The sequence below is a fragment of the Rhodopirellula europaea 6C genome (assembly GCF_000338295.1).
Classification (GTDB): Bacteria; Planctomycetota; Planctomycetia; order Pirellulales; family Pirellulaceae; genus Rhodopirellula; species Rhodopirellula europaea.
Genome location: NZ_ANMO01000072.1, coordinates 1 through 20,925, shown reverse-complemented (window position 1 = coordinate 20,925; position 20,925 = coordinate 1). Strand labels below are relative to the sequence as shown.

The 20,925-nt window shown below is 54.3% G+C and carries 18 protein-coding genes; 7 read left to right on the top strand and 11 right to left on the bottom strand.

Annotation, left to right across the window (positions count from 1 at the left end; genetic code table 11):
* Positions 1-141: 141 nt before the first annotated feature.
* From RE6C_RS06065 to RE6C_RS06050, 4 genes are read right to left on the bottom strand one after another with little or no spacing between them, the layout of a single operon-like run.
* Positions 142-1,698 (bottom strand): glycoside hydrolase family protein, encoded by a 1,557-nt coding sequence (locus tag RE6C_RS06065; RefSeq protein ID WP_144054672.1) that lies wholly within the window; start codon positions 1,696-1,698, stop codon positions 142-144.
* A complete protein-coding gene (locus tag RE6C_RS33455; protein WP_039961315.1) occupies positions 1,691-1,918 on the bottom strand; it encodes a PEP-CTERM sorting domain-containing protein in 228 nt (75 codons plus the stop codon). The genes RE6C_RS06065 and RE6C_RS33455 overlap by 8 nt, the downstream gene beginning before the upstream one ends.
* Entirely contained in the window at positions 1,915-3,276 is a 1,362-nt protein-coding gene (locus RE6C_RS06055; protein ID WP_008654796.1) for a transposase, read from the bottom strand. The genes RE6C_RS33455 and RE6C_RS06055 overlap by 4 nt, the downstream gene beginning before the upstream one ends.
* A 60-nt stretch (positions 3,277-3,336) precedes the next feature.
* Positions 3,337-3,687 (bottom strand): hypothetical protein, encoded by a 351-nt coding sequence (locus RE6C_RS06050; RefSeq protein ID WP_039961313.1) that lies wholly within the window; start codon positions 3,685-3,687, stop codon positions 3,337-3,339.
* Between the two features lie 205 nt (positions 3,688-3,892).
* Here RE6C_RS06050 and RE6C_RS06045 point away from each other — a divergent pair, with 205 nt between their 5' ends.
* The 7 genes from RE6C_RS06045 to RE6C_RS06015 all read left to right on the top strand — a co-directional run bounded on the left by RE6C_RS06045 (position 3,893) and on the right by RE6C_RS06015 (position 15,179).
* Positions 3,893-4,774 (top strand): helix-turn-helix domain-containing protein, encoded by an 882-nt coding sequence (locus RE6C_RS06045; RefSeq protein WP_008654789.1) that lies wholly within the window; start codon positions 3,893-3,895, stop codon positions 4,772-4,774.
* Between the two features lie 201 nt (positions 4,775-4,975).
* The gene (locus tag RE6C_RS32140) at positions 4,976-5,134 is read left to right on the top strand and encodes a hypothetical protein (RefSeq protein WP_008654788.1); all 159 of its coding nucleotides are present in this window, start codon (positions 4,976-4,978) and stop codon (positions 5,132-5,134) included.
* A gap of 1,081 nt (positions 5,135-6,215) precedes the next feature.
* Positions 6,216-6,422 (top strand): hypothetical protein, encoded by a 207-nt coding sequence (locus tag RE6C_RS06035; RefSeq protein WP_008654785.1) that lies wholly within the window; start codon positions 6,216-6,218, stop codon positions 6,420-6,422.
* A 390-nt stretch (positions 6,423-6,812) separates the two neighbouring features.
* Positions 6,813-7,247 carry a BlaI/MecI/CopY family transcriptional regulator gene (locus RE6C_RS06030; RefSeq protein WP_008654784.1) on the top strand — a complete coding sequence of 145 codons (435 nt, stop codon included), beginning with the start codon at positions 6,813-6,815 and terminating at the stop codon, positions 7,245-7,247.
* Positions 7,244-12,646: a M56 family metallopeptidase gene (locus RE6C_RS06025; RefSeq protein WP_008654782.1), complete on the top strand. Its 5,403-nt coding sequence runs from the start codon at positions 7,244-7,246 to the stop codon at positions 12,644-12,646. The genes RE6C_RS06030 and RE6C_RS06025 overlap by 4 nt, the downstream gene beginning before the upstream one ends.
* A complete protein-coding gene (locus RE6C_RS06020; RefSeq protein WP_008654780.1) occupies positions 12,643-13,941 on the top strand; it encodes a DUF1800 domain-containing protein in 1,299 nt (432 codons plus the stop codon). Before RE6C_RS06025 ends, RE6C_RS06020 begins: the two co-directional genes overlap by 4 nt.
* Before the next feature lie 29 nt (positions 13,942-13,970).
* Positions 13,971-15,179: a DUF1501 domain-containing protein gene (locus tag RE6C_RS06015; RefSeq protein WP_008654779.1), complete on the top strand. Its 1,209-nt coding sequence runs from the start codon at positions 13,971-13,973 to the stop codon at positions 15,177-15,179.
* Positions 15,180-15,659: 480 nt separating this feature from the next.
* Here the strand turns inward: RE6C_RS06015 and RE6C_RS06010 are convergent, their stop codons facing one another.
* From RE6C_RS06010 to RE6C_RS32135, 7 genes are all read right to left on the bottom strand, one after another.
* Positions 15,660-16,382: a hypothetical protein gene (locus tag RE6C_RS06010; RefSeq protein ID WP_008654777.1), complete on the bottom strand. Its 723-nt coding sequence runs from the start codon at positions 16,380-16,382 to the stop codon at positions 15,660-15,662.
* Positions 16,383-16,892: 510 nt separating this feature from the next.
* Positions 16,893-17,336: a pentapeptide repeat-containing protein gene (locus tag RE6C_RS06000; protein ID WP_236617977.1), complete on the bottom strand. Its 444-nt coding sequence runs from the start codon at positions 17,334-17,336 to the stop codon at positions 16,893-16,895.
* Positions 17,337-17,360: 24 nt separating this feature from the next.
* A complete protein-coding gene (locus RE6C_RS05995) occupies positions 17,361-17,825 on the bottom strand; it encodes a hypothetical protein (RefSeq protein WP_039961309.1) in 465 nt (154 codons plus the stop codon).
* 160 nt (positions 17,826-17,985) lie between these two features.
* The gene (locus tag RE6C_RS05990; protein ID WP_008654774.1) at positions 17,986-18,372 is read right to left on the bottom strand and encodes a hypothetical protein; all 387 of its coding nucleotides are present in this window, start codon (positions 18,370-18,372) and stop codon (positions 17,986-17,988) included.
* Positions 18,373-18,549: 177 nt separating this feature from the next.
* Positions 18,550-18,966 (bottom strand): hypothetical protein, encoded by a 417-nt coding sequence (locus RE6C_RS05985; protein ID WP_144054670.1) that lies wholly within the window; start codon positions 18,964-18,966, stop codon positions 18,550-18,552.
* A gap of 623 nt (positions 18,967-19,589) precedes the next feature.
* Positions 19,590-20,231, bottom strand: coding sequence for a hypothetical protein (locus tag RE6C_RS05975; RefSeq protein WP_081605575.1), 642 nt, complete (start codon positions 20,229-20,231; stop codon positions 19,590-19,592).
* 109 nt (positions 20,232-20,340) lie between these two features.
* Positions 20,341-20,925: hypothetical protein (locus RE6C_RS32135; protein ID WP_039961303.1), on the bottom strand; the 585-nt coding region annotated here is incomplete at its 5' end.

The window sequence follows — 20,925 nt, the reverse complement described above, 5'->3', positions numbered from 1 at the left end:
GAATCCACTTAGCTACGTCAAAAACAGGACAGGGGGCGACCGAAATCGCGTCACCAACTCATTGAGCGACAGTCACTACCTTCGTTGCAACATTGCTCAGAGCAAGGTCAATGAATCGGCCGTTGTGTGAAAGCCAACCGCCTATCGGAACTCGATGCCCTCGACAAATTCATTCGTTTGGAAATGATCCATCGAACGCACTCGTTGACCACCAACGGTGAAATTGTCGAACGTAATATTCTTGATCTTTGTATTCGATGCGCCCCATAAATAATCTTTCTCGCCGAGAACACTCGGTGCTGCAACACTGATGTTTTGAAACAAGACGCCCGACAGGTCTCCGGTTTCCCGGCGTTTTGCCTCGCGTTCGTAAGGTTCAACGCCTTTCATCATGATCATAAATTGTTGTAGTGTGGGGCGAGGATCTTCGACGCGGATGTTTCGAAAGATCACTCCGGCACCGCAATCCCCCTCCCCTTCGCCACGCATGTTGAAAACGCGGCCACCACCCCATTTGTGCCAACCGGCTCGTGAATAAATCACGTCGCAATCTTCAACGATCAAAGGCCGGTTCGGCAACGCACTGAGCACGAAGCTAGATCCGTTGTAGTCATTCCAATAGGTGACACGACGAATACCACGACCGTTGACATAGCAGGAATCATCTTGCGTGCGAATAAAGCAGTCTTCGATCATCCCGTTGTCAAACGGATTGATTCCGTCACCATTGACGCGCCAACTGAAAATCTTGGTCAAGCGAACCGTCGTCGGTTTGTCTTCGACGTACGAGGCAAGCAGCATCAACGAATGGTGCGAGGAATCCGCGATGGTGATGCCTTCCACGGTCGTGCCCGCTGCGCCCGCGATGTGAATCGGATTGTGATCGCGAGCTTCCTTGGGGCGTGGCCGTGCGTGATTCGGGTGCGCCAGTCGTTCGCCGGAAAGCGTACCGTAGCCAAAAATGCGGATGTCGTGGCCATCGCCCCAAGCGTGGTTTGTCAGTGTCCCGTGAACAACGGCGTCACCGGGAATGTAATATTGCTTGTTGGCATGCACCGGAAAACCCGCTCCGATGTCGTGAACGCCGGGCAGAAAGTAGAGCGTCTTCCAGGGGCCTTCGCTGGGTGGTTTTTGACTAGGCATCACCGCCAGGACACCAGGAGAGTTCGGTTCCGGTCGGTCAACAAGAATGGGATTCGCAAAAATCGTCAAGGTGTGAATCGGCGGACCTTTGTAGCCCATGCCCGTATCCTGATCTTCCATCTGCCCGTCAATATCGACCGCAACCAAACCGGGCTGCTCCAACGTGAAGTAGGCTCGACCGTTTCGCACGCGACATGACTGAGCATGCCGATGCGGACGCACGGTGGCTTTTCGAATCGGTTGACCGTTGGTCTTCGCGATCGCAATTTCAACCGGTGCATCCATTTCAAAGTTGACGTACGTATTACTCCAGCCACTCAGATGGCTGAAGTATCCATTCTCTCCTTTGATTCCTTCCTTGCAGCGTGTGATCAATGGAAAGGGGCGTTGCCATTTAGTTTCGCCCTTCAAACTGCGTACGGCCACCATGTACTGATCCGACTGAGCAGCACCGGGGATCTCGTCATAGACGATCAGCGAAGGAGTTTCGGCAACGGCAACGACGCTCACCAGCGAAAACGCGAGCCATAAAGTGGATAAAGGTAGTTTATGCATGTGAATTCATTGAAGCCCTGCGTCGTCTTCTTAAAACCCCAAATGCAGCCACGCCGCTCATTAAGACGAGTGAATTTGGCTCCGGGACGGCGGTCGCGTTGATGGAGAATTGGAATGAGCCGGCGGCTCCAGATCCGAACAATTGTTCATCGAAGTTGTTGGCTAGCAGCCTGTTGATTTTCGCTTTGATCTGCCGCTCCCATCGAGCAGCCGCGGTCACGCGCCGAGCGAAGCCTGAAACGTCCAATTTTGATTTTGCTGGCGCTGCGAATCTGTCAGGAGGCTTTCTGGGCACGCCATAACCTCCCAAGCTGCGCAGAATCGCGAAAAAGCTCGCTCGGCGAGCACTGCTGCGTACCTTGGCTTTCCCGCGCCGACCAGTTTGCGCATGATCTGTCCGAGGTTGTACGCCATGGCGGCACTCATGTATCGCTTTTGGACCTTTTCAAGCCCCCGAAGCCATGTCCGGCGACTACCGCCAGTGTCGCATAGATGGGCGAACGTTCGTTCCACTCGTTCACTGCGATGTCGTTGAAGTCGGCGACCACGATTCCCTTTGGTCCTGCGATGGTTCCGGCGGTAGGCTGCCTCTCGTTGAGGGGACTTATCAGTCCACGTTCGTTGGTACTTGCGGTCAGGTTCTGGAATGTACGTGCGTAGGTCGCATTCGTTCTGCAGGCCATCGAGTACGTGTTCAGAGTGGTACCCCTTGTCGGCGACAACTTCCTGAACCTCCTTTTCCGGGCAAGTCTCTCTGAGGTGAGTCTTGGCCGAATTCACGGTGTCTTCGATCGTGTGAGTGTCGCCCTGATTTCCATAGTAGACCTCCGCAGAAACGATCACTTGCGTTTCCAAATCGACTGCGTTTTCAGCTTTGTATTTCAAGTGAAAACGTCCGTCTTTCATCTTCCCAATGCGGGAATCTGGGTCGGTTGCACTCTCCCATTCATCGTTGCTCACCTTCTTCTTAGACTTACGTCCTTTATCGAACCGGCGAAGTTCTTCGTCGCTTGGACTGTCCTTTCCGGTCTCTTCGACATAGAGCTTGCGAAGATAGGCTTGCCAGTCATCGCCGTTGTCTTTGCGAACGATGCTCTTGAGTGATGCGTTGGCTTCCAAGTCAGTTGCGTCAACTCCAAGCGTCTTGCCTTTCAGTAATCCGTTCTCCGCAGTCGCTTTGAGAATCAGCTCAAAGGCGAAGCGGTGGACCTCCATTGGTAGGCGTTCCCGTGTCAACGATAACGTGCTGTGTTCGGGCGTCGCCTCATCGGGGCCAAACCCAAGAAACTTCGCAAGCGACCTGCTGTCGGCACATCTCCACGCGATCCCTCGCTGAGACGAAATGTCTTCAAAGTACCCAATGAAAATCATGCGGAAGTAAGTGCCAGGAGCGATGCCCTTGCGACCAGACTTCTCGTAGTATGGCTCGACCGCCTCTTCCAGCTGTTCGTCGAATTTGACCTCGTCAAGCAACTGGTTGAGACGATCGTAGAATGCATTCCGAGGAGCATTGCACAGTTTGTCAGCCGCCACCCAAAACGATTGCTGATGTTCGCGTTTGCGTTTTCCAAGTCCCATCGAGGACCTCCGAGTAAGATTCGATGATCTTACCGAAATTGGGCGAAAATCAACACGCTGTTAGGCGACCTCAAAGACTGGAAAGCTGGCGAGCTTGGTCTTCGGGCCAAGATCCTCGATGAAGTCTTCGACGTTGATGATGTCTTCTTCGATCTGCACCTCTCGGTACGAGAAACACTCGCCATCGTGCTCACCCCAGTATCCAAGGTATTCGCCTAACTCTTCGGGAATATCTTCGGTGGTCTCGATTGGCGGGTCGCCCATCATGACCATATCCGAGCACTGTTCGTAAGCTTCTTTGAGCCAATCTCGAAGCTCCCCAAGGGTTCCGTTAGGGCGTTGCTTAAGCCAGCCTTTAAAGTCATCTCGGAAGTAGCTTTCCTGTTGCTGTTCTGCATCTGTCGTTGCCATGTGGCGTTCTCCTGAAAACGGGATTGAAGCTCGGAGGCCCAACGTCGGGCGTCATCGAGATGGCTGGCCGGGCGGAGAATTTGCCTCGCTGGCCAACCACGGGCTGCAAGCGGGTGTTATTTAATGAAATTGGTTATCTGCCACACTTTCTGCTACAATACGGGTTTGGTCGCCTTTAGTCCTTACACTTTCTGCTACAGCTTCCATGGACGCCGAAATCTTCAAGGTGAATCTGAGGGGACTCATTGACGCCAAGGGGCTGTCTCAGCTTGACCTTGCCAAGAAATGCGGCGTTGGCAAGGAATGGGTACGTCGTGTTTGTTCACGGGGGCTCACCCGTGTCGAAGCTCGCAACAAAAATCAGTTGGAAGCGATTTGCGAACTGCTTGGCGTGAGCCCGGTTGAGCGTCTTTGGAGCCCCGATCTTCAAGTCGGGAGAGACGAGGCGGCTTGGTACGGGGCCAAAGTCGAGGAGATCCTGAACAAGACTCGTTCAGTGACCGACTTCGAGGGCTTCGTAGACATCTCTGAAGATTCCATCATCGAGATGGCTCAGATGATTGACCGACTGCACATGGCCCTGAAGAGGAGCAAAGAGAAGCTGGCTCAACAGCATGAGGCTTCTCTGGACGAGCGGCGTGAGCGGGGAGATCCGTTTCCATCACGAACATCTAACGACGTGGAGCAGCTACGGAAGGCAATGGAATATTCGGCGAAGCTCAGGCAGATCTTCCGCACTCGATCCGAGGAAGACAGCTATTGGGAATCGATGGCGTTAGATTGCATTGACATCTTGTTCTACAAGAAAGAGTCACGGCGAATCGCATCGATCTTCCGAGACAGTCATCTACGGATGTACGAAGCTTGGATCGCCTATTTCGATATGCGAGAAGAAATGGAAGACGCCATCGCTTTAGCTTTGGGAACTTACCCTGCCGATCAGGTACGATCTTGGTTGGAGAGTCATTTGCCTTCTGGCGATTCGGATGCTCGTTGGGATTCGATCCGAGAAGGCATGGCTGCGACAGAACGGGACGAAGTGAAAGGATTATCCACTCACGGCGGCAATACTGCGGAGGGCGAGTAGTGCTTTGTGGACGATGGTTGACCAAAGCTTGGCTCCGCAGAGCTTTCATTTGGCCACTATTGAGTCACAAAGAAACGCCGACTCGCAAGGATTCTCGATCCGCCGTACAAGTCCGAACGGTCACGGCTGTACCTTGGGTGATTCGATCACGACGAGTTCTATGGGTGGCTGAAGAAGCAGCGGGCTGGATGGGCGCTTTCGATGAATGGTCCCGCAGATGGCGAAGACTTTGTGCCCGAAATCTACGACGAGCGATTTGAGCTATCCAATGGAACCATTGCGGTCAGGCGACTGGGCGGACTGGAGACGCCTTCGGTCACGGAGTCGTTGTTTGATCGTGCTGGCTACGACTACCTGTGACTCGGTTCATGAGGTGGCGACATGCTGGCTGAAACCAACATCGTCCCAGCAGCGCTTTCATCAACCAAACGGAGCTTCAAAATGGCCGAAATTGGATACGGATTGGAGCAGGACCAAACTGGATACAGCCGGCGCAAAAAGAAAAGCCAGAAACCCTTACGGTTACTGGCTTTAGGAGTACACCCGGAGGGTGCCGCACCCGTCAACGAATACGTTGGCGAAACAGGGCCAATCCGATCTGGAAGGCACGCAGGAGGGCACATTCGATGATTTGAAGAGTGATTCAGCGTTATCAGAGCTGTCCACACTCTGGCCTCGGCTCAGTGAGAGTGAACGGGACAGCCTGCTTGCCATCGCACGCGGCATGGCGAACAGGAAGCGGGGCGACTGAGCAACCTGCATCTTGCTCTGGTGGTGCGATATTGCTTTGAGTCGCATCACCAGCCACCGATAACCACTCGATCAGATCCAACCAGCCAGCCCGCCACGTCAGCCACACCTAAGCAGCAGTGACGAGGCAGCCACGTCACCAGCACACGACGACGCAGGCACGGGGCACACGGGGAGGGGCCAGGCGACGAGCGGCACCGATGACAGGCCAGCGAGCGGAAGCAGGCCCGGCGAATACCGTTTCTCAAATTGGGCCACCCCGCTCTCGTTTTTTGCCCCAGAACGGTCGAGCTTTCTGTGATGATCGCAGTCGGCACTTGCTGCCGCCCAATGCTCGATCAAGTCGGAGTCGAGGCATGGATTTTCTTGATGGCGTCCGACAGCCAGAGCAATCGGCCTACACGGCTTCTTTATCCCTGCATGCCTTTCAATTTCCCGTGCTTCAACATAGACGCTGTCACTGATTGCCTTGGCAATCAAGGGAAAAGTCACAACGCGTACTGCCAGACCAACGAGGTGTCTGGCTGTTTGAGTCGCCGTCAATTGATCCAATCGGAACCAAAAGCCGTTGCAAAATGCTTTGATCGCCAATTCGGCGAGGGCTCGCCGAATCACATCATTCACCAATACTGGTCCGGCATTAGATCGACCTTGATGTAACGGCATCCCAACGCGAGCGATTGTCGCTGACATGGGAACGAAGATTCCTGAACGGCCCCAAGTTCGAGCGTCCGCCAACGACCTCGAAATCTTCTGCGTCGAAAAGACTCAGAACCTTTACTTGAAGCGTCACTCGGACCTGCCAACGATCGATGGGATCGGTGAGCACGCCGCTTTGATGATCGTGTCGGGGACTAGCAACAACGTCGATGCCTTTCCAGCGGAAAAATTTTCGTGAGTTGGCTGAGCTTGTGCCCTGAGCTCACCAAGTCAGGTGGCGATAAATAGAACAAAGGCAAAAGTCCGACGCATGCCAGCAGCAATCGGATTGCGGGCGTCCTCCGGGTCTGCGGGCAAACTTTGATCTGGTCCATGTGTGCGCTAGGTGCATTTGGTCGAAGCATTCAGCGAGTTCGTCTGCTGAAAGGCCTTCGCTTTGCAGCACGTGGGCGACCATCGGCACCGTCGACGGCAAGCGTTGTTTTGTAGGACTCAATCCATTTCGGTCAAAACCCGGCGTCAATCGACATCAAGAATTATTCCCATAAAAACGCTTGACTTGCCTACGCATCGTCGGCAAGAATACCTACACAGAGTAGGCATGCAACGCTTTCGAGGGAATTGGGATATGACGAAGCCGGATACGACACCGCTGACGGAGGCGCAGCGTCAAATCATGGAGGTCGTTTGGGACCACGAGGAGGTCACCGTCACGCAGGTGCGAGACAAATTGGCACAGCGACGCGAGGTGGCTCGCAACACGATCCAAACGATGATCGTCCGTCTAGAGGAACGAGGATGGTTGAGGCATCGGACCGAAGGCCGAACGTTCTGGTACTCGGCCAATCGACCTCGCACTGCTTCCCTCGGGGCCAAGGTCGCTCAAATGGTCGACCGCCTGTTCGCCGGTTCGCCCGAGGAAATGGTGACGGCGTTGATGGAATATCGCGGGCTGTCGGCCGATGAAGCCGATCGGATTCGCGAGATGATCGACACGGCGGAAACGAAATCGACCAAGAAGGCCAATCGGAAACCGAGCAAGAAACGCGGAGGTCAATCATGAATGCGTTCTCTGACCAGTTGGTCTTGTGGGTGATCAACGTCCTGATTCACTCGTCAGCTTTGACAGCGGTTTTGTTGTGCGTCGCGATGTTGTTTCGCAAACGAGCCGCCATGCGATATTGGATTCTGTGCTGCGGCCTGCTGTTGGTGTTGGCCAGTCCCGCTGTATCGGCACTCGTTCAATCACAAGGCACTGGCTGGTTGACGCTCGCTTTGCCAGATGAAACCGTTCCAACAGCAACAGTTGCCGCGACCGAGCAGCCAACGCCGGCAAACGACTCGCCCATGCAAAGCTTGCCGACACAGCAAGTCAATGCATCCATCGCGCCGCCGGTCTTGGACGCGAGCAGCGTGGAAGAGATTGCAAGCACGCCCGTCGTGAGCAAGCCGATGATGGTTCCGGATGTTCCAGTAAAACCTTCCCCAACTACGCCCACCGTGAAAGACTCTCGCTCGCCGATGCAGTGGCTGGCGATCATCGTGACCATCGCCACGTTAGTTTGGGCAGTGGGTGCAACGTTGTTGCTGATGCGAATGACGATTGGCTGGATCCGGCTGGCAGAAATCCTACGCCGAGCGAAACCCATCGCTGATCCTGACTACCTGGCTGCGTTCAAAAAGGCCTGTGCTCTGGCCGGTTGCCATGAGGGACACACGCCCCGGTTTGTCGCGTCCGACGAAATCTCTGGTCCACTCGCGGCGGGCATCTTTGCTGGTTCGGTTGTCCTTCCCAAGCGGTTGATTGCCGATTCGAGTCCGACCGAGCTTGCCGATGTCTTTGTTCATGAAGTCGCACACGTCGTCCGGCGAGACCAGATTGTCGTCTTGTTGCAAAACCTGGTCGCAGCGATCTATTGGCCTCATCCACTGGTCCGGAAGTTCAACCGCGAACTCGCCAAAGCCCGCGAAGAAGTCTGTGACAACTTTGTGTTGGCAACCACTGAAGCGCCCATCTACAGCCGCACACTGTTGTCGCTGGCTCAACTTGTTCAGCAGCCCGAAACGATCCCCGGCAGCGTCGGCTTCTTCGCGTCTCGCTGGAAATTGGAACATCGCGTGGCGGGACTACTAGACGAAGCTCGCGACACGCAAACGTTCCTCAGCCGGCGTGGATGGGCATTTGTCCTCGCATCAACTGTCGGGCTGTTGGCCGCGATCTGTGTTGGCACTGTTACGATTGCGACCGCACAGAATTCGAATGAAGATTCGGTCACCGAGTCCGAAGCAAATTCAAGCGAGATTGAGATCAGTGGCATCGTCCGCGAACAAAGTGGAGCCCCAATTGGCGGCGCAAAGATTTGGTTGGCAGTCACGTCGTTCGAGTTCAATAGCGAAGTGAACATGGAGAATCGCGAGGGCCTGCTGCGTGAGTTGGGTTCAACCGATGAGCGGGGCCGTTTTGACTTCCTGCTTGATGAAGCAACGACTTCGGAAATCCGCGAACGCTCTCGATTCGCTCGAGTTCAAATCGTTGCAACTTCTGATGGGCATGGGATGGATTGGTTGCCACTGGATGTGTTCCAGGACGATCCAATTCCCAACAAGGAGAGATATTTACTGCAGTCCAGAATCGACGACGCGTTTGGCGATGGACGGTTCGCTAGCAGAACACTTGTCATGCGCCCTGAATCGCAGCCGGTTCGGGGGCGGATCATCGATCTGGAAGGCAACAAATTATCGAATGTAACCGTGATCGTCGAAAGCCTTCGTCAACCAAACGTTCCGCAGCTGACGAACGCCCTGGAGAATACTTGGAAACAGGGCGTTTATGACGCGATGAATTCCACTGGCATCGCCGGCGGACTTGCCAGAAGCGAGCTGCAAAAACTCTTCCCGCCAGCAAAGACGGACGAAAACGGCGAGTTTCAAATTCGCGGCATCGGCGATGATCAACTAGCCACGCTCGTCTTTCAAGACGAACGTATCGAAGCCTGCCCCGTGCATGTTGTCGGTCGCGAGATGGAGACGCTCAGCCTACCACACATGGATCAATATCCCGACGGAACGAAGGATTTGTTCGTCGGACGAGAATTCAACTATTCCGCTGCTCCATCAATTCCGGTCGAAGGGACTGTCACGGACTACGACACGGGCAAACCTATCTCAGGCGTATTGGTCTCTGTCGAACGCCTATTCCGACGCGAATATGCAAAGTTGCGGCTGGACACTCGCCAGATGCGTTCGGTGACCGATGAGCAAGGTCGCTTTCGCATCATTGGTATGCCGCCAGGCGACGGGCACATTATTGAAGCGGTGCCGCCGAAATCCGAACCTTACCTACCTGCACCGCAGGAAGTTTCACTGAGTCTTGAGGATGGCAAAACGAAGCGTATCGAGATTCAGGTCAAGCGGGGCGTCTGGATCGAAGGACGTATCACGGATAAAGAAAGTGGGGAACCACGATCAGCGGCAATCGAGTACATGGCGATGGGTAAGAACCCATACGCGATGGATATCGCCGGTTGGGATCCCAAGTTGAGGCTAGATCCTGTCCGGGTCTATCAGCGATACGTAACGGATAGTGACGGCCGTTATCGTTTACCCGGTCTGTCAGGTCCTGGGGTGTTGTTGGTCACGTCGCTCGATCCTGGCTATCCGCTCGCCGCCGGTGCCGAGACGATCGATGGCTATGATCCGTCGACCGGTAAAATTCCGACACTACCGGTTCCCTTCCCGGCCTCGGATTGGCATCTGCTAAAACAGATCAATCCTGCCAAAGACGCAACCTCATTGACGAGCGACCTAACGCTCGATGGAGGTGTTCGCATTCCTGGCCGCGTCGTCGGCCCCGATGGCAAACCCATTTCGAATCTCTACGCCCTCGGGTTAACGGAAGGCGACCCGTACTGGACCCCAAACAGTCCCGACAAAGCACTCTTGACCGAACGGTTCATGGTCAACGGCTACGACGGCAAGGGCCCGCGTCAATCGTTCTTTAAAAATCAAGACGAAACGCTGGTTGGCCAGTACCGGCTCGAAGGCACCGCACCACCGGAAATTGCTGTCAAACTCGAACCGTCCGTGCGAGTCACCGGACGTTTAATCGAGAACGAAACCGGTCTTCCCGCGGCGCGATACTTTGTTGGCTGCCAGGAACTTTTGCTAAACGGAAACGCTCCGCCATTGGACTTCATGATTCGTTGGTGTCACACCAACAACGCTGGCGAATTTGAGATCAAAGGTCTGATGGCCGGTCATGTCTACAAGATGAAGGCTCACAATCGAATCGGCAACAAAGTTGACTTCACGATTGACCTGACCAAAGCCAAGCCGGGAGAGACCATCGAACTTGCTGATGTCCCTCAGCCCGGAACTCATGGTGCGAACGATTCAATATCTTCATCAACGATGAAGAAATCAAACGCTGGCGCCAGCGTCAGCACTGGAAGTCGCCAGAACAAATCGGAAGATCAAGCGGCGCACTCACCCATCCGCATTACCGGACGCGTAATCGATCCCAACGGCAACCCGGTTTCTGGCGCGAAAATCTTTTATGCCGGCAGCTTAGTCGAGCCGCTGTCGGATGAAGAGCAAGCGATTCCGTTGGCGGTCTGCCAGCAGAACGGTTCGTTCGAGTTCGCTATCCCCCTATCAAAGCGTTCTCAGTCTTATGACGAACGACTCCTGAGATATGGGACCGTGGTGGCAACCCTGGATGGTTTTGCCCCCGCAGTGGCGAACTTGCACGACAGCGTTTCGGACCAACCGCTTGAACTGCGTCTTGCCATTGAGGACGAGCCGCTATCTGGTCGAATCCTTGATCTGCAAGGTCAGCCCGTACCTAAGGTAAAAGTAACTTTCAACGCTCTTGAAGTTCCCGTGCCCGACAGTCTTGGGGTCGGCGCTTGGCGAAAGATGCTTGCTAATCGACCGGACGGGATGGCGGTCCAGCGTAAGTTTTTCTCACTCGCGATGCTGCCATCATTCCTCAGCAAGAGGCAGGTTGAAACGGATGCGGAGGGACGATTCGAGATGCCGAGCTTTGGTTCCGGTCGAATCGTGGCGTTGTTGCTTGAGAGCCCGACGATCCAAACGCAAGAAATTCGCGTCGTTACTGGAGTTCCGATCAACCCCATCTCGGTTCCCTGGTACGAAAATGCACCGGCGTCAGGAACGCTTCACTATGTCCCAAACAATTTTGATTTTGTTGCCGGACCGACGCGTCCCATCACCGGTGTGCTGAGCGACCTGGAAACGGGGAAGCCACTGAGTGGTTTTCAGGTCTCCGGCGGTACGGCTGGGAATCCAATGAATGAGATTGCCGCGACGACCGACGATGAAGGTCGTTTCCGGTTGACGGGCGTTCCTGTAAGTGGAAAGCAAACGCTTACCGTTTTGTCACCGAAAGATCAACCGTTCATTGCGGTACAGCGGCGAGTCAACATCACTCCAGGCGAAGATCCGCTGGAGATCAACTTGGAGGTGCCACGGGGCGTTTGGGTGGACGGCAACGTTGTTGATCAACAAAGCAAAGAATCCGTGGGTGCCTATCTTTCCTATTTCGTGTTCGACAAGAATCGGGCTTATCAAACACTCCGAAGCACGGGACTGGGGCTACACGTTGGTTCATCGGGAGTTGAAACAGACGATGAGGGGAACTTTCGGCTTGCCGTGCTGCCGGGTAGAGGCGTTATTGCCGCAAGAGGATTTCGCGACGACTACCTGTTCGGGGTTGGCGATGATTTGATTGTCGAAGGTCGTCAGTCCGATAATGATGACGATGATTTTCTGGTAACCGCTCCTCATCTCATTTCGACGAGCAATTATCACGCGGTTGCGGAAGTGAATCCAGAGAATCTTGATTCAAATGTGGAAATCACAGTTGGCTTGGTACTGGGCGCATCGGCACAAGGACGTGTGGTTGATGCCGAAGGGCAACCGTTGGCCGGGACGCTGATCCGCGGGACGCGTGCGATGGCATACTGGCGTGAGACTGAATCGTCTGACTTCAAGGCACTTGGATTCACTGACGGTAAGTCACGGCAACTGTTGTTTTGGCACGGGGAACGCAACTTGGCCGGGCAGGCTGTGATCGCTCCAGGGACAACCGATGCAATGGTACAACTGCAACCCGCCGCCACCGTGTCCGGAAGACTTTTAGATAAGAACGGTGCACCGATCAGAGACGTTCCAATCGTCTCCTACACCCATGGGGGTAACAAGGCGAGCGAGGTTGAACATGATTTCCTCAACGTCCCTTCGTCGCTGGATATTCGTACCGACGACCAGGGAAAGTTTCAAATACCGAGCTTGGTACCAGGTTTAAAATACGCCTTCGGAATCGAAGACGAACCAGGACGGTTCCCAACCTTGATTATCAAAAGCATCGCATTGGAACCCGGTGAGACGCGAGACATGGGAGACATAGAGCCGCTTTCAGGTCCCCATGCGGCACCATGAACGATCCTCGCCCAACCGAATGGAAGCAATTCATTCCCTCCGACGCATTGCCGTGGGATCTTCGTCGCATTCACCATTTGCATCGACGTGCTGGGATCGGAGCGACTTGGGGGGAATTGCAACGGGATCTTCAGGCTGGGCCCGAGGTCGCCGTTGATCGAGTCTTGCGTGGCGGGAACGCGACGGATGATTTTGATTCGCTCCAGCGACTGATTGGTGACGCCGCGGTCAGTTCCGGTGACATCAATCGACTGAAGGCTTGGTGGTTCTATCGGATCTTGTATTCGGGTGATCCGCTGATCGAACGCATGACGTTGATGTGGCACAATCACTTTGCGACCAGCAACTTGAAGGTTGCCAACGTGGCGATGATGAAACGTCAGAACGACTTGTTGCGAAGGCACGCAATGGGCAAGTTCGGTGATCTCTTGCGAGCGGTCATCAAAGATGCGGCGATGATGGTCTGGCTGGATGCAAACGCCAATCGCAAAGGCAAACCGAACGAGAACCTTTCTCGCGAGTTAATGGAATTGTTCACGCTGGGCGTCGGTCACTACAGCGAAACCGATGTGAAGGAAGTCGCTCGAGCACTAACGGGCTGGACGGTTCGTGGCGGCGACTTCGAGCACGTGCCGGCGTACCACGATGACGGAACCAAGCAGATGCTCGGTGAGCAAGGCGATTTCGATGGCGATGATGTGCTGGCCATCCTGCTGAAACAAGAACCGCCCGCCCGGCGAATTGCGATGCGTTTGTGCGAAGTCTTTTTTGGCGAAGATGTCATCACGGACGACGCGCTCGACGAACTGGCCAGCGGTCTTCGCGACCATGACCTGGATATTGGCTGGGCCGTTGAGACCATCCTCCGCAGCGAAGCGTTCTTTTCCGAGGACAACATCGGCAACCGTGTGCTTGACCCGGTTCAGTTCATGATTGGGCCTCTGCGGGCGTTGGAAATGCTCGATCCGCCGCCGAGCACGTTGTTGCTGGCGGAGTGGGCGTCCAAGCTCGGCCAAGACCTGTTCTATCCGCCCAACGTGTTTGGCTGGCCCGGCGGTCGATCGTGGCTAACGACCCGAACAATGATCGGCCGTGCTAACTATGTGTCAGCGTTGTGCCGGGGCGAGTTGCATCGGCCGAATAGGCCACCAGACATCGCGGTTTTGGCAAAGAAGCACGGCTTTTCGACGCCGGCTGATCAATCCAAGTTCGCGAGCAGGTTGCTCTTGGGTCACGAGAATGCAACCGGTGACATGAAAGCGATCCTTCGGCGACCGGCGTCGCAACTTGGTTAGTTAATTCCACAAAGACACGGGGACAAACGATGAAGACAAATCGAAGACGATTTCTTGGCCATGGTTCCGCCGTTGTGTTGGGGGCAATGCCTTCGCTGGTCAGCCGGGCAGTGATGGCGGACGAAGGAACTCGGTCGAACAGAAACGGCAAGATCTTAGTTGTGATCCAGATGAGCGGAGGCAATGACGGAATCAACACGATCGTCCCTTACGCCGACGAAGGTTACGCAAAGCACCGCAAGAAACTGCGATTGCCGACGGATCGGCTACTCAAGATTAACGACTCGGTGGGGTTTCATCCGTCGATGCGTTCTGCGGCGGATCTGCTTGAACAGGGTAAGCTTGGTATCGTTCAAGGTGTCGGCTATCCCAACCCGAGTCGGTCTCACGACACGAGCATGGCGATCTGGCACTCGGCTCAAGTTGGTGACGAGGACGTGCTGCGATCTCATGGGTGGCTTGGCATGGCGATGGACGCCGCCCGCAAGAAAACAGATGACCCGGACATGATTCTGGTCGGCGATGAATCGCAACCGCTGGCCATCCAGAGTCGACGCTCGACTGCCGTGACGCTATCGAGCCTGACCGATTTGCGACTGCGCCAGCCTGCTCACGCTCAACCAAAACCTACAAGCGACCAGGCTTCCGAGTTCTCGCTTGCCCAATTCGTCGACCAAACGATGCAAGACGCGATTGCCACCGCCAGTGCATTGGAGCGAAACACCGAGGGTGGAGCCGATGGTAGTGCCAAGTACCCAACTACAAGAATCGGCAGGCGCATGCAAACCATTTCGACCATGGTCAAAAGCGGTTTTCAAACACCCATCTACTACGCAATTCAAAGCGGCTACGACACCCACGCGGCTCAATTGCCGTCGCACTCCCGGTTGTTACGAGAGTTTTCCGATGCCACCAAAGCATTTCTCGACGACATTGAAGCATCGGGACTGTCCGATCAAGTGTGCGTGATGGGCTTCAGCGAATTTGGCCGGCGAGTCGCTGAGAACAACTCCGAAGGAACCGACCATGGAACGGCCGGCCCCGTCTTTCTCGCCGGCAACCGAGTCCGATCTGGTCTGACTGGAACAACGCCCAAGCTGACCGACCTCGTCGACGGTGACCTGCAAATGAGCACTGACTTTCGCAACGTGTACCAGGAAGTCACTCAGGCCTGGTTGGGTATTTCGGAATTGCAAGCCGCAGAATCTCCGTCTTCACTGAAACTATTTGACGCGTAGGGCAAGATGACTCGGTTTGAAATTTTGACCAAAACTTCTTCACCACGCACTGAATACCTTGCTCGCCGTCATCCATGACGCAGAGAAAGTCGCGACGGATTTTTTGCACGTGTTTGATCTTACAAGCAGACTGCAGCTCAAGGCAGCCCAAAGGTTGATTGGCCTGCACACGGTCAGCGGGATCGTTTGCTGGTGCTGTGGGCTGACGAATGCATGGACAAGTCTCCTCGACAGAGCCGATCGACTCGTTGGAGGATGCTCGGAAAGCGGAGCGGACGATGCATTGCCGCAATGTTGTGGACGGCCTGCGCAATTGAAATCCTGCCGCGGTAATGTACAGACGGATCGAATTCGGCGAGGGCTCGCCGAATTGCTCTAGTCACCAATCGCGGTCCGGCGTTAGATCGCCCGTGATGCGAGGGTAGGTTCAACGTTAATGACCACGTGGCCGCCGCGAAAGACTCACTACTTCAAAAAAAATCAATTCGGCGACTCACGTGCATCGTCTGGTTCGGTGGTCTCTGTTGTTGGTGATGGAGCATCGAGTCCGTTCCAAGTTATAGGGATACGTCTCAAATCGCTGTATCGCGTCGCAACGACTTTGCCGCGTTCAATCGAGAATTCGATCACGTAACGAAAGCGTTCTTCCAATTGGTCGTATCCACCGACCGAGATGAAAATTGAGCCAGTGTACCAGTGAGCGCGAACCGGAAAACGTTTGTCAACAATATCTTGATCGGCAACATCTTTACCGTCGATACGCCCTTTGATCGAGTTGAGGTAGAGCCGTCCGTTAGTGATGGCAAACTGAGCGATATATCCGCGGTGATTGGCCGTATGCGGTGCCTCGAATAGTGGGAAGAGCTCACGGTCATCCGGTCTCTCGTGCTCGTAGCGCAGCAAGCCGTTCATCGGAAGCTGAAAAATACCGAAAGTCTTGCCACCAACGCTTACGCTGTCATTCGCTTGCACGGTCGCAAATGCCGGTGACGCGAAGACGAGCGATAGTGTTGCAGCAAGAAGCAAGGTTCTCATTTGGTCCACCGAACGGTAGAAATCACGGGGATCGCCCCAATGACGGTCATCGGTAGTAAAGCGTAATGGCGATCTCCCGTGCATTTCATTGTTCCCCGCGTTTTCGGAAATCGGTGGCGTGTTGCCCGAGATCCACGCAACCATCGTGCCCTCGCCAATCACGTGCATACACGAAGAGCCTGAACTTCTCATAGTCGGAGTGCAGAGCAACATCGTATGTCCGCGTTTCTCCCGCAGCAAGTTTGGTGCAGTCGTCTTTGTAAATATCTAGTCGGACGCAAGTTGCCCCACCGGAGGGTGCCCACCAAGAGTCGTCCGGGTTGAGGCTGTCGCTAGGTCTTAGCCAAACGGGCAGGCGTCCGTCATTTTGAACAGTGAGCCGAATTTGCCGGCAGCTCCCATCAAGGTGTGAAAACGGCTCGGGAAACGGAGCCGTCACCATCGACTTAAGGGACACCGGTGGTGTGAAAGGTTTGAATGCAACGATGACAAACGCCACCGCAGTCGTGCTTAGCAATAGTGTTCGGATTCGAAATCGACGGAATGTCAAGTTTGCAGTCCAGTCGGGGAACGTCACCCGGCACGCGCGAAAAATTTTTGATTTCAAAACAAGCCGACTCGCGTACTCGGGTGCACGCGATTGTTCCCCGCACTTTCCAACGTCCAAAAAAAGCGGAATCATCGGCCACGGCAGTTCGTAAATTGTACCGTGGACAAGTCGGTTTCACCAAACTCCGTTTTGCCTCCAAGTGCGTCATCACCAACATCGCAGCTTAGGAACCGACAGTTGCGCATCTTTGCCTCCTTGAAGTCGGAACCACGAAGATCGCAACGTTCGAACGTCACGTCAGTGAGTTCAGCCATGAAGAAAGACGCCCAATACAAGTCACAGTCTGTGAACGTCACCCGGGTGAGTGTCGCACCTTCGAAGTGCGAGCCCTCGGCAATGCAATCAGCGAACGACTGGTCTTGAGCGACGACGTCCATGTTGTCCGCGCTGTTGCGCATCTTGATCGAGCTAGCCATGGCCATCAGTCGGGGAACGACCGGCATCACCGGGCGGGGAGAGTAAAGCTGTCCATTCAAAATTCGGCCGCAATCCCCGCTGCGTGTGGATGCCATGGTTCGCCGCTATCCTTTCATTTTTCATTTGGATGGACTCAAAAGCGGCAAGGCGTCGCAATAAGCAACAAACGCCTCTAAATCTTCATCGGAGGGTGCGTCGCTAAACTGCTTGAAGAAAGGGTCCTGATCCCCCATTGGCTCGGGTATCGAGATGTCAGGAATCTTCCATCTCGCTTCAGGTTGGCGTTCTCGCATTGGGCAGAGCAACCGATGGCCTGCACTTCCTTGAGTATAGACCCAAGCGTACTCAATGTTCTCATTGTGGATGATGGAGAATGCGACTCCGGTACGCATGATATTCAATGAGTCACTACTTGTTAGTCCGAGATCGTTGCGCAGCGAATCTTCGAGTGCGTTGGTCTGGCCCGCTGCAATAGCACGAGACTCGCTCGAAGTGTTGTGATTGCCGGCATCGCAGCCCATCGCGACTAGAAACAAGCAAGTCGAGAGCAGTGTTGCTGAGTATTCCAAAGTGCTAAAGGTCATAGGTGAATTCTTGTCGGCGAACGGCAGCGATAACCCAGCCCGAGTGGTTGAGCAACCATTGCCCAAACGACCCATCGAGGGCTTGGTGTTCATCGCTTTGTTACGTGGTTTTCGGTTTTAGTTTTCCATCAGCGGCAAGTCGAGTGCGGTGTTCTTTTCGTCATTTGCAAACGTCAAGCATGCGTTCCAGCCGATCGAGTTCTATATCATTCTCCATTTCAAGCTCAGGTATCAGTGATGAATTCATTCGCTCAGCACGAAAACCCGGCCATTTTGGACAGCGCGCTTTCAACCGATGCCACAAGGGTAGGAAAGCTGGCACGTCCTCACCATACATCAGCATTTTGCGGTAGCTAAGCAAATACAACATGAAGTGCCGAATTGATGCGTCATACCCATCGTCGGCAAATCTGGGCATTTCATCAGACCAATAGAAGCTCGAGCATTGAAAATGAAGTGAGCGGGTTGCGTTAGGATCGTGAACCAACACCGCGAAGTATCTTGCGAAGTGCTCCACATCATCGAGTGTGTAGTTGTAGGTTCGCATCTTCTACCACGTAACGCTAGACATCACGGGGGACGGACGAAAGACTCTCCACTTCAAGGAACCGCGCAAGCCGCCCTCCCGTGCATGTCATGGTTATTGCTTCTTGTCCGCGTCGACCAAAATTTCACCAAGGCGATCTCGCAAAAATGACAGCGACCGCAGTCGGCTATTGGTAAGTCACTGCTCCTCAATTTCTGTGGTAATCGCGTCCAGGGAATCGACTACGGCACGTATACGCAACTGGGTAATTGAACGCCCTTTGTGCTTGTCCAGCCAAGAACTCACGTTCTGCATGTTGAGTGCATAGTATCGCCGAAGCGCTTTCGGCCAGCCGCTTTCGATTTGGTATTGAATGATCTCGAACGACACGATCCCGATGGTCGGCTTATGGAGGGTTTCCCCTTGAAACAACCCATTATTAATTATGGTTTTGTCGTCGATGCGTCCAAGCAGCGCAGGAAACGCATCTATCCCCGCGTTACTTAGTGTGCCATGCGCTTCGGTGGCAGTTTTTACGTCACCAGCAAGGTTGTCGATGAGGGCATCGTAATCGGGTGAAACAAATAATGCGGCAAGGGCGATGACTGCGTACATTTGCGACCTCAGTGCAATAACGTCGGACATCACGGGGAACGGACGAACGATCTTCCACCTGTAGAACCATGCAAGCCGTTCTCCCGTGCATGTCATGGTTCTCTCGAGAAATTAACGGACCATGCCGTTTCCAATTCATCTAAAGATGAGTCGTCGATAATCGATTCATTGTACAGAAAGGAAGCAACGTAAAAACCGAAACGCTCGCACTCCGACGGGCATTCGACCTCTGCGTCGTCGAAGTGGACATTGCAATTCAAGAACGGAACGGATTCTAACTTGCGGAAACTCGTCGCTTCAGAACGACCTAAAGTAACCAGAACGTTCGCTCCGCACGCGGACCTAGCAACCGCATCAAAGCCAGCGAGCGATTCGCAACCAATGACTGCGTCAACCACTGAAGAAGCATCCGATCTCCGTAGTTTAGCGTGCGTGACGCCCGGCAATAGGGCCAAGAGCTCACCGACTCGCTTGATGCTCTTGGGATCCGTCATTGCGTTCAAGAATTCCTACAAGTCGTCGAGAGAACGGTGGCCGTCACCGAGGACGGGCGATTGATTGTCCATTTGTGAAAACGCGCAAGCCGTCCTTCGGTGCACGGCATTGTTCTGCCTCCGTTCGCATCAAGTTTGGGCTGGAGGCAATCCCCAAAGTTTACCGATCTCGTCTGGCGTTCTCCACCAAGTACGGCGTGCCTCGAAGCCGGGCCAAGCCGTACGAAGGCTCCACGAGTTGACCCAAGCGGAAAGCAAGTAGATGCGCTGTGCCGGGCGCCAGTAGACGAGTTGATCGTGACCCTCAGCGGTAACAATCTGACCGCCATCGTGGTCGTAGTATCCGCATGCGCAAGCGGCGTCGAAAAACTCCCGGCATATAGCAAGTGAATGCCCGTAGATGCGGATTCGATGACGTTCGGTGTCGGGAATCGTACGACCGGAAGTGTCAGTGACATTCCGAGACCAATCGGGGTGTCGTTCGGATTCCCAAACATCCGCACCATCAAGCGTGATTTTGATTGAACGGTCGGGTTTCGCCTTACGGTTGATAAAGTCCTCACCGGTGATCCACCCTCGGGCCTCGAACCGGTCAAGCGCTTGAGCCAGTTCCAAGTCGTCGAGATCATGCGAAGGATAGTTGTATTGAAGCGGAAGCACATCTCGCGAAAAGAGGTAACGCGATCCACCAAGGTATGCAGCAACGTCGAGCAGTATCAGCTCGCTATCGGATAAGTCTGTCGCGTTAGTGCGCCGAAGCTGTGATGACATTTCATGACGGTAGGACCGTGCGTGGCAGAACGTTTGCAATCACCCGGTCGCGACGAGGGATTCTCAATTGTCAAAACGCCCGACTTCGCGACTCGGGTGCATTGCGTTGTTATTTGCTTTTGGTTGGCACACGCTGGCGGCCATACCCAATTGCACGTTGGTTGCTGGATGCCTTTGTGCCCTGCATACGCTGTTTGAAAACGCCGCCAAAATCCAATATCAGAAGATCTTTTGCAGGAGAAACGCCGCGGACAAAGTGAATCTTCGCGACGCTCGCAGTCGTGGATTGATCTCCCAACCAAAGATAGGTAGCACCAGCTTTTGTACTCATGAAGCAGATTGAATCATTGCGTTTTTCCAAGGGTTCTCTGTAACGCCCTGCAGCAATATTGTGCCCCATCTTTTCGATCAACCGTTGAGCCGATTGAACCGTGTCTTCCCCAATCACCTCAAACGCCGCTTCCTTGGATACAAAGAAACCGATTCGCAACGAAATCGGCACGCCCGAACTATCGTCACCCCTTGGGAAACCCAAGAGTTCTGAGACCTCTGGTGTGAGGTTCCAGTCGCCTGACCATTCGGGATGGCTTGTCCAGTCGTCGTTGGCAGGCGATTGCCCAATAAACCCAAAGAGAAAAAGCACCAATAGCGATAAAGTTCTCGTGATCATTTTACCCTCGGCGGCTCCAGCAAA

Coding starts and splice junctions, on each gene's coding strand:
- RE6C_RS06035 (WP_008654785.1), top strand. CDS start 6,216: ATGGGAACGAAGATTCCTGAACGGCCCCAAGTTCGAGCGTCCGCCAAC.
- RE6C_RS06050 (WP_039961313.1), bottom strand. CDS start 3,687: ATGGCAACGACAGATGCAGAACAGCAACAGGAAAGCTACTTCCGAGAT.
- RE6C_RS05975 (WP_081605575.1), bottom strand. CDS start 20,231: ATGTCATCACAGCTTCGGCGCACTAACGCGACAGACTTATCCGATAGC.
- RE6C_RS06025 (WP_008654782.1), top strand. CDS start 7,244: ATGAATGCGTTCTCTGACCAGTTGGTCTTGTGGGTGATCAACGTCCTG.
- RE6C_RS06000 (WP_236617977.1), bottom strand. CDS start 17,336: ATGGCATCCACACGCAGCGGGGATTGCGGCCGAATTTTGAATGGACAG.
- RE6C_RS06020 (WP_008654780.1), top strand. CDS start 12,643: ATGAACGATCCTCGCCCAACCGAATGGAAGCAATTCATTCCCTCCGAC.
- RE6C_RS05995 (WP_039961309.1), bottom strand. CDS start 17,825: ATGACCTTTAGCACTTTGGAATACTCAGCAACACTGCTCTCGACTTGC.
- RE6C_RS06065 (WP_144054672.1), bottom strand. CDS start 1,698: ATGCATAAACTACCTTTATCCACTTTATGGCTCGCGTTTTCGCTGGTG.
- RE6C_RS06055 (WP_008654796.1), bottom strand. CDS start 3,276: ATGGGACTTGGAAAACGCAAACGCGAACATCAGCAATCGTTTTGGGTG.
- RE6C_RS06045 (WP_008654789.1), top strand. CDS start 3,893: ATGGACGCCGAAATCTTCAAGGTGAATCTGAGGGGACTCATTGACGCC.
- RE6C_RS06015 (WP_008654779.1), top strand. CDS start 13,971: ATGAAGACAAATCGAAGACGATTTCTTGGCCATGGTTCCGCCGTTGTG.
- RE6C_RS05985 (WP_144054670.1), bottom strand. CDS start 18,966: ATGTACGCAGTCATCGCCCTTGCCGCATTATTTGTTTCACCCGATTAC.
- RE6C_RS32140 (WP_008654788.1), top strand. CDS start 4,976: ATGAATGGTCCCGCAGATGGCGAAGACTTTGTGCCCGAAATCTACGAC.
- RE6C_RS06010 (WP_008654777.1), bottom strand. CDS start 16,382: ATGCACGTGATTGGCGAGGGCACGATGGTTGCGTGGATCTCGGGCAAC.
- RE6C_RS05990 (WP_008654774.1), bottom strand. CDS start 18,372: ATGCGAACCTACAACTACACACTCGATGATGTGGAGCACTTCGCAAGA.
- RE6C_RS06030 (WP_008654784.1), top strand. CDS start 6,813: ATGACGAAGCCGGATACGACACCGCTGACGGAGGCGCAGCGTCAAATC.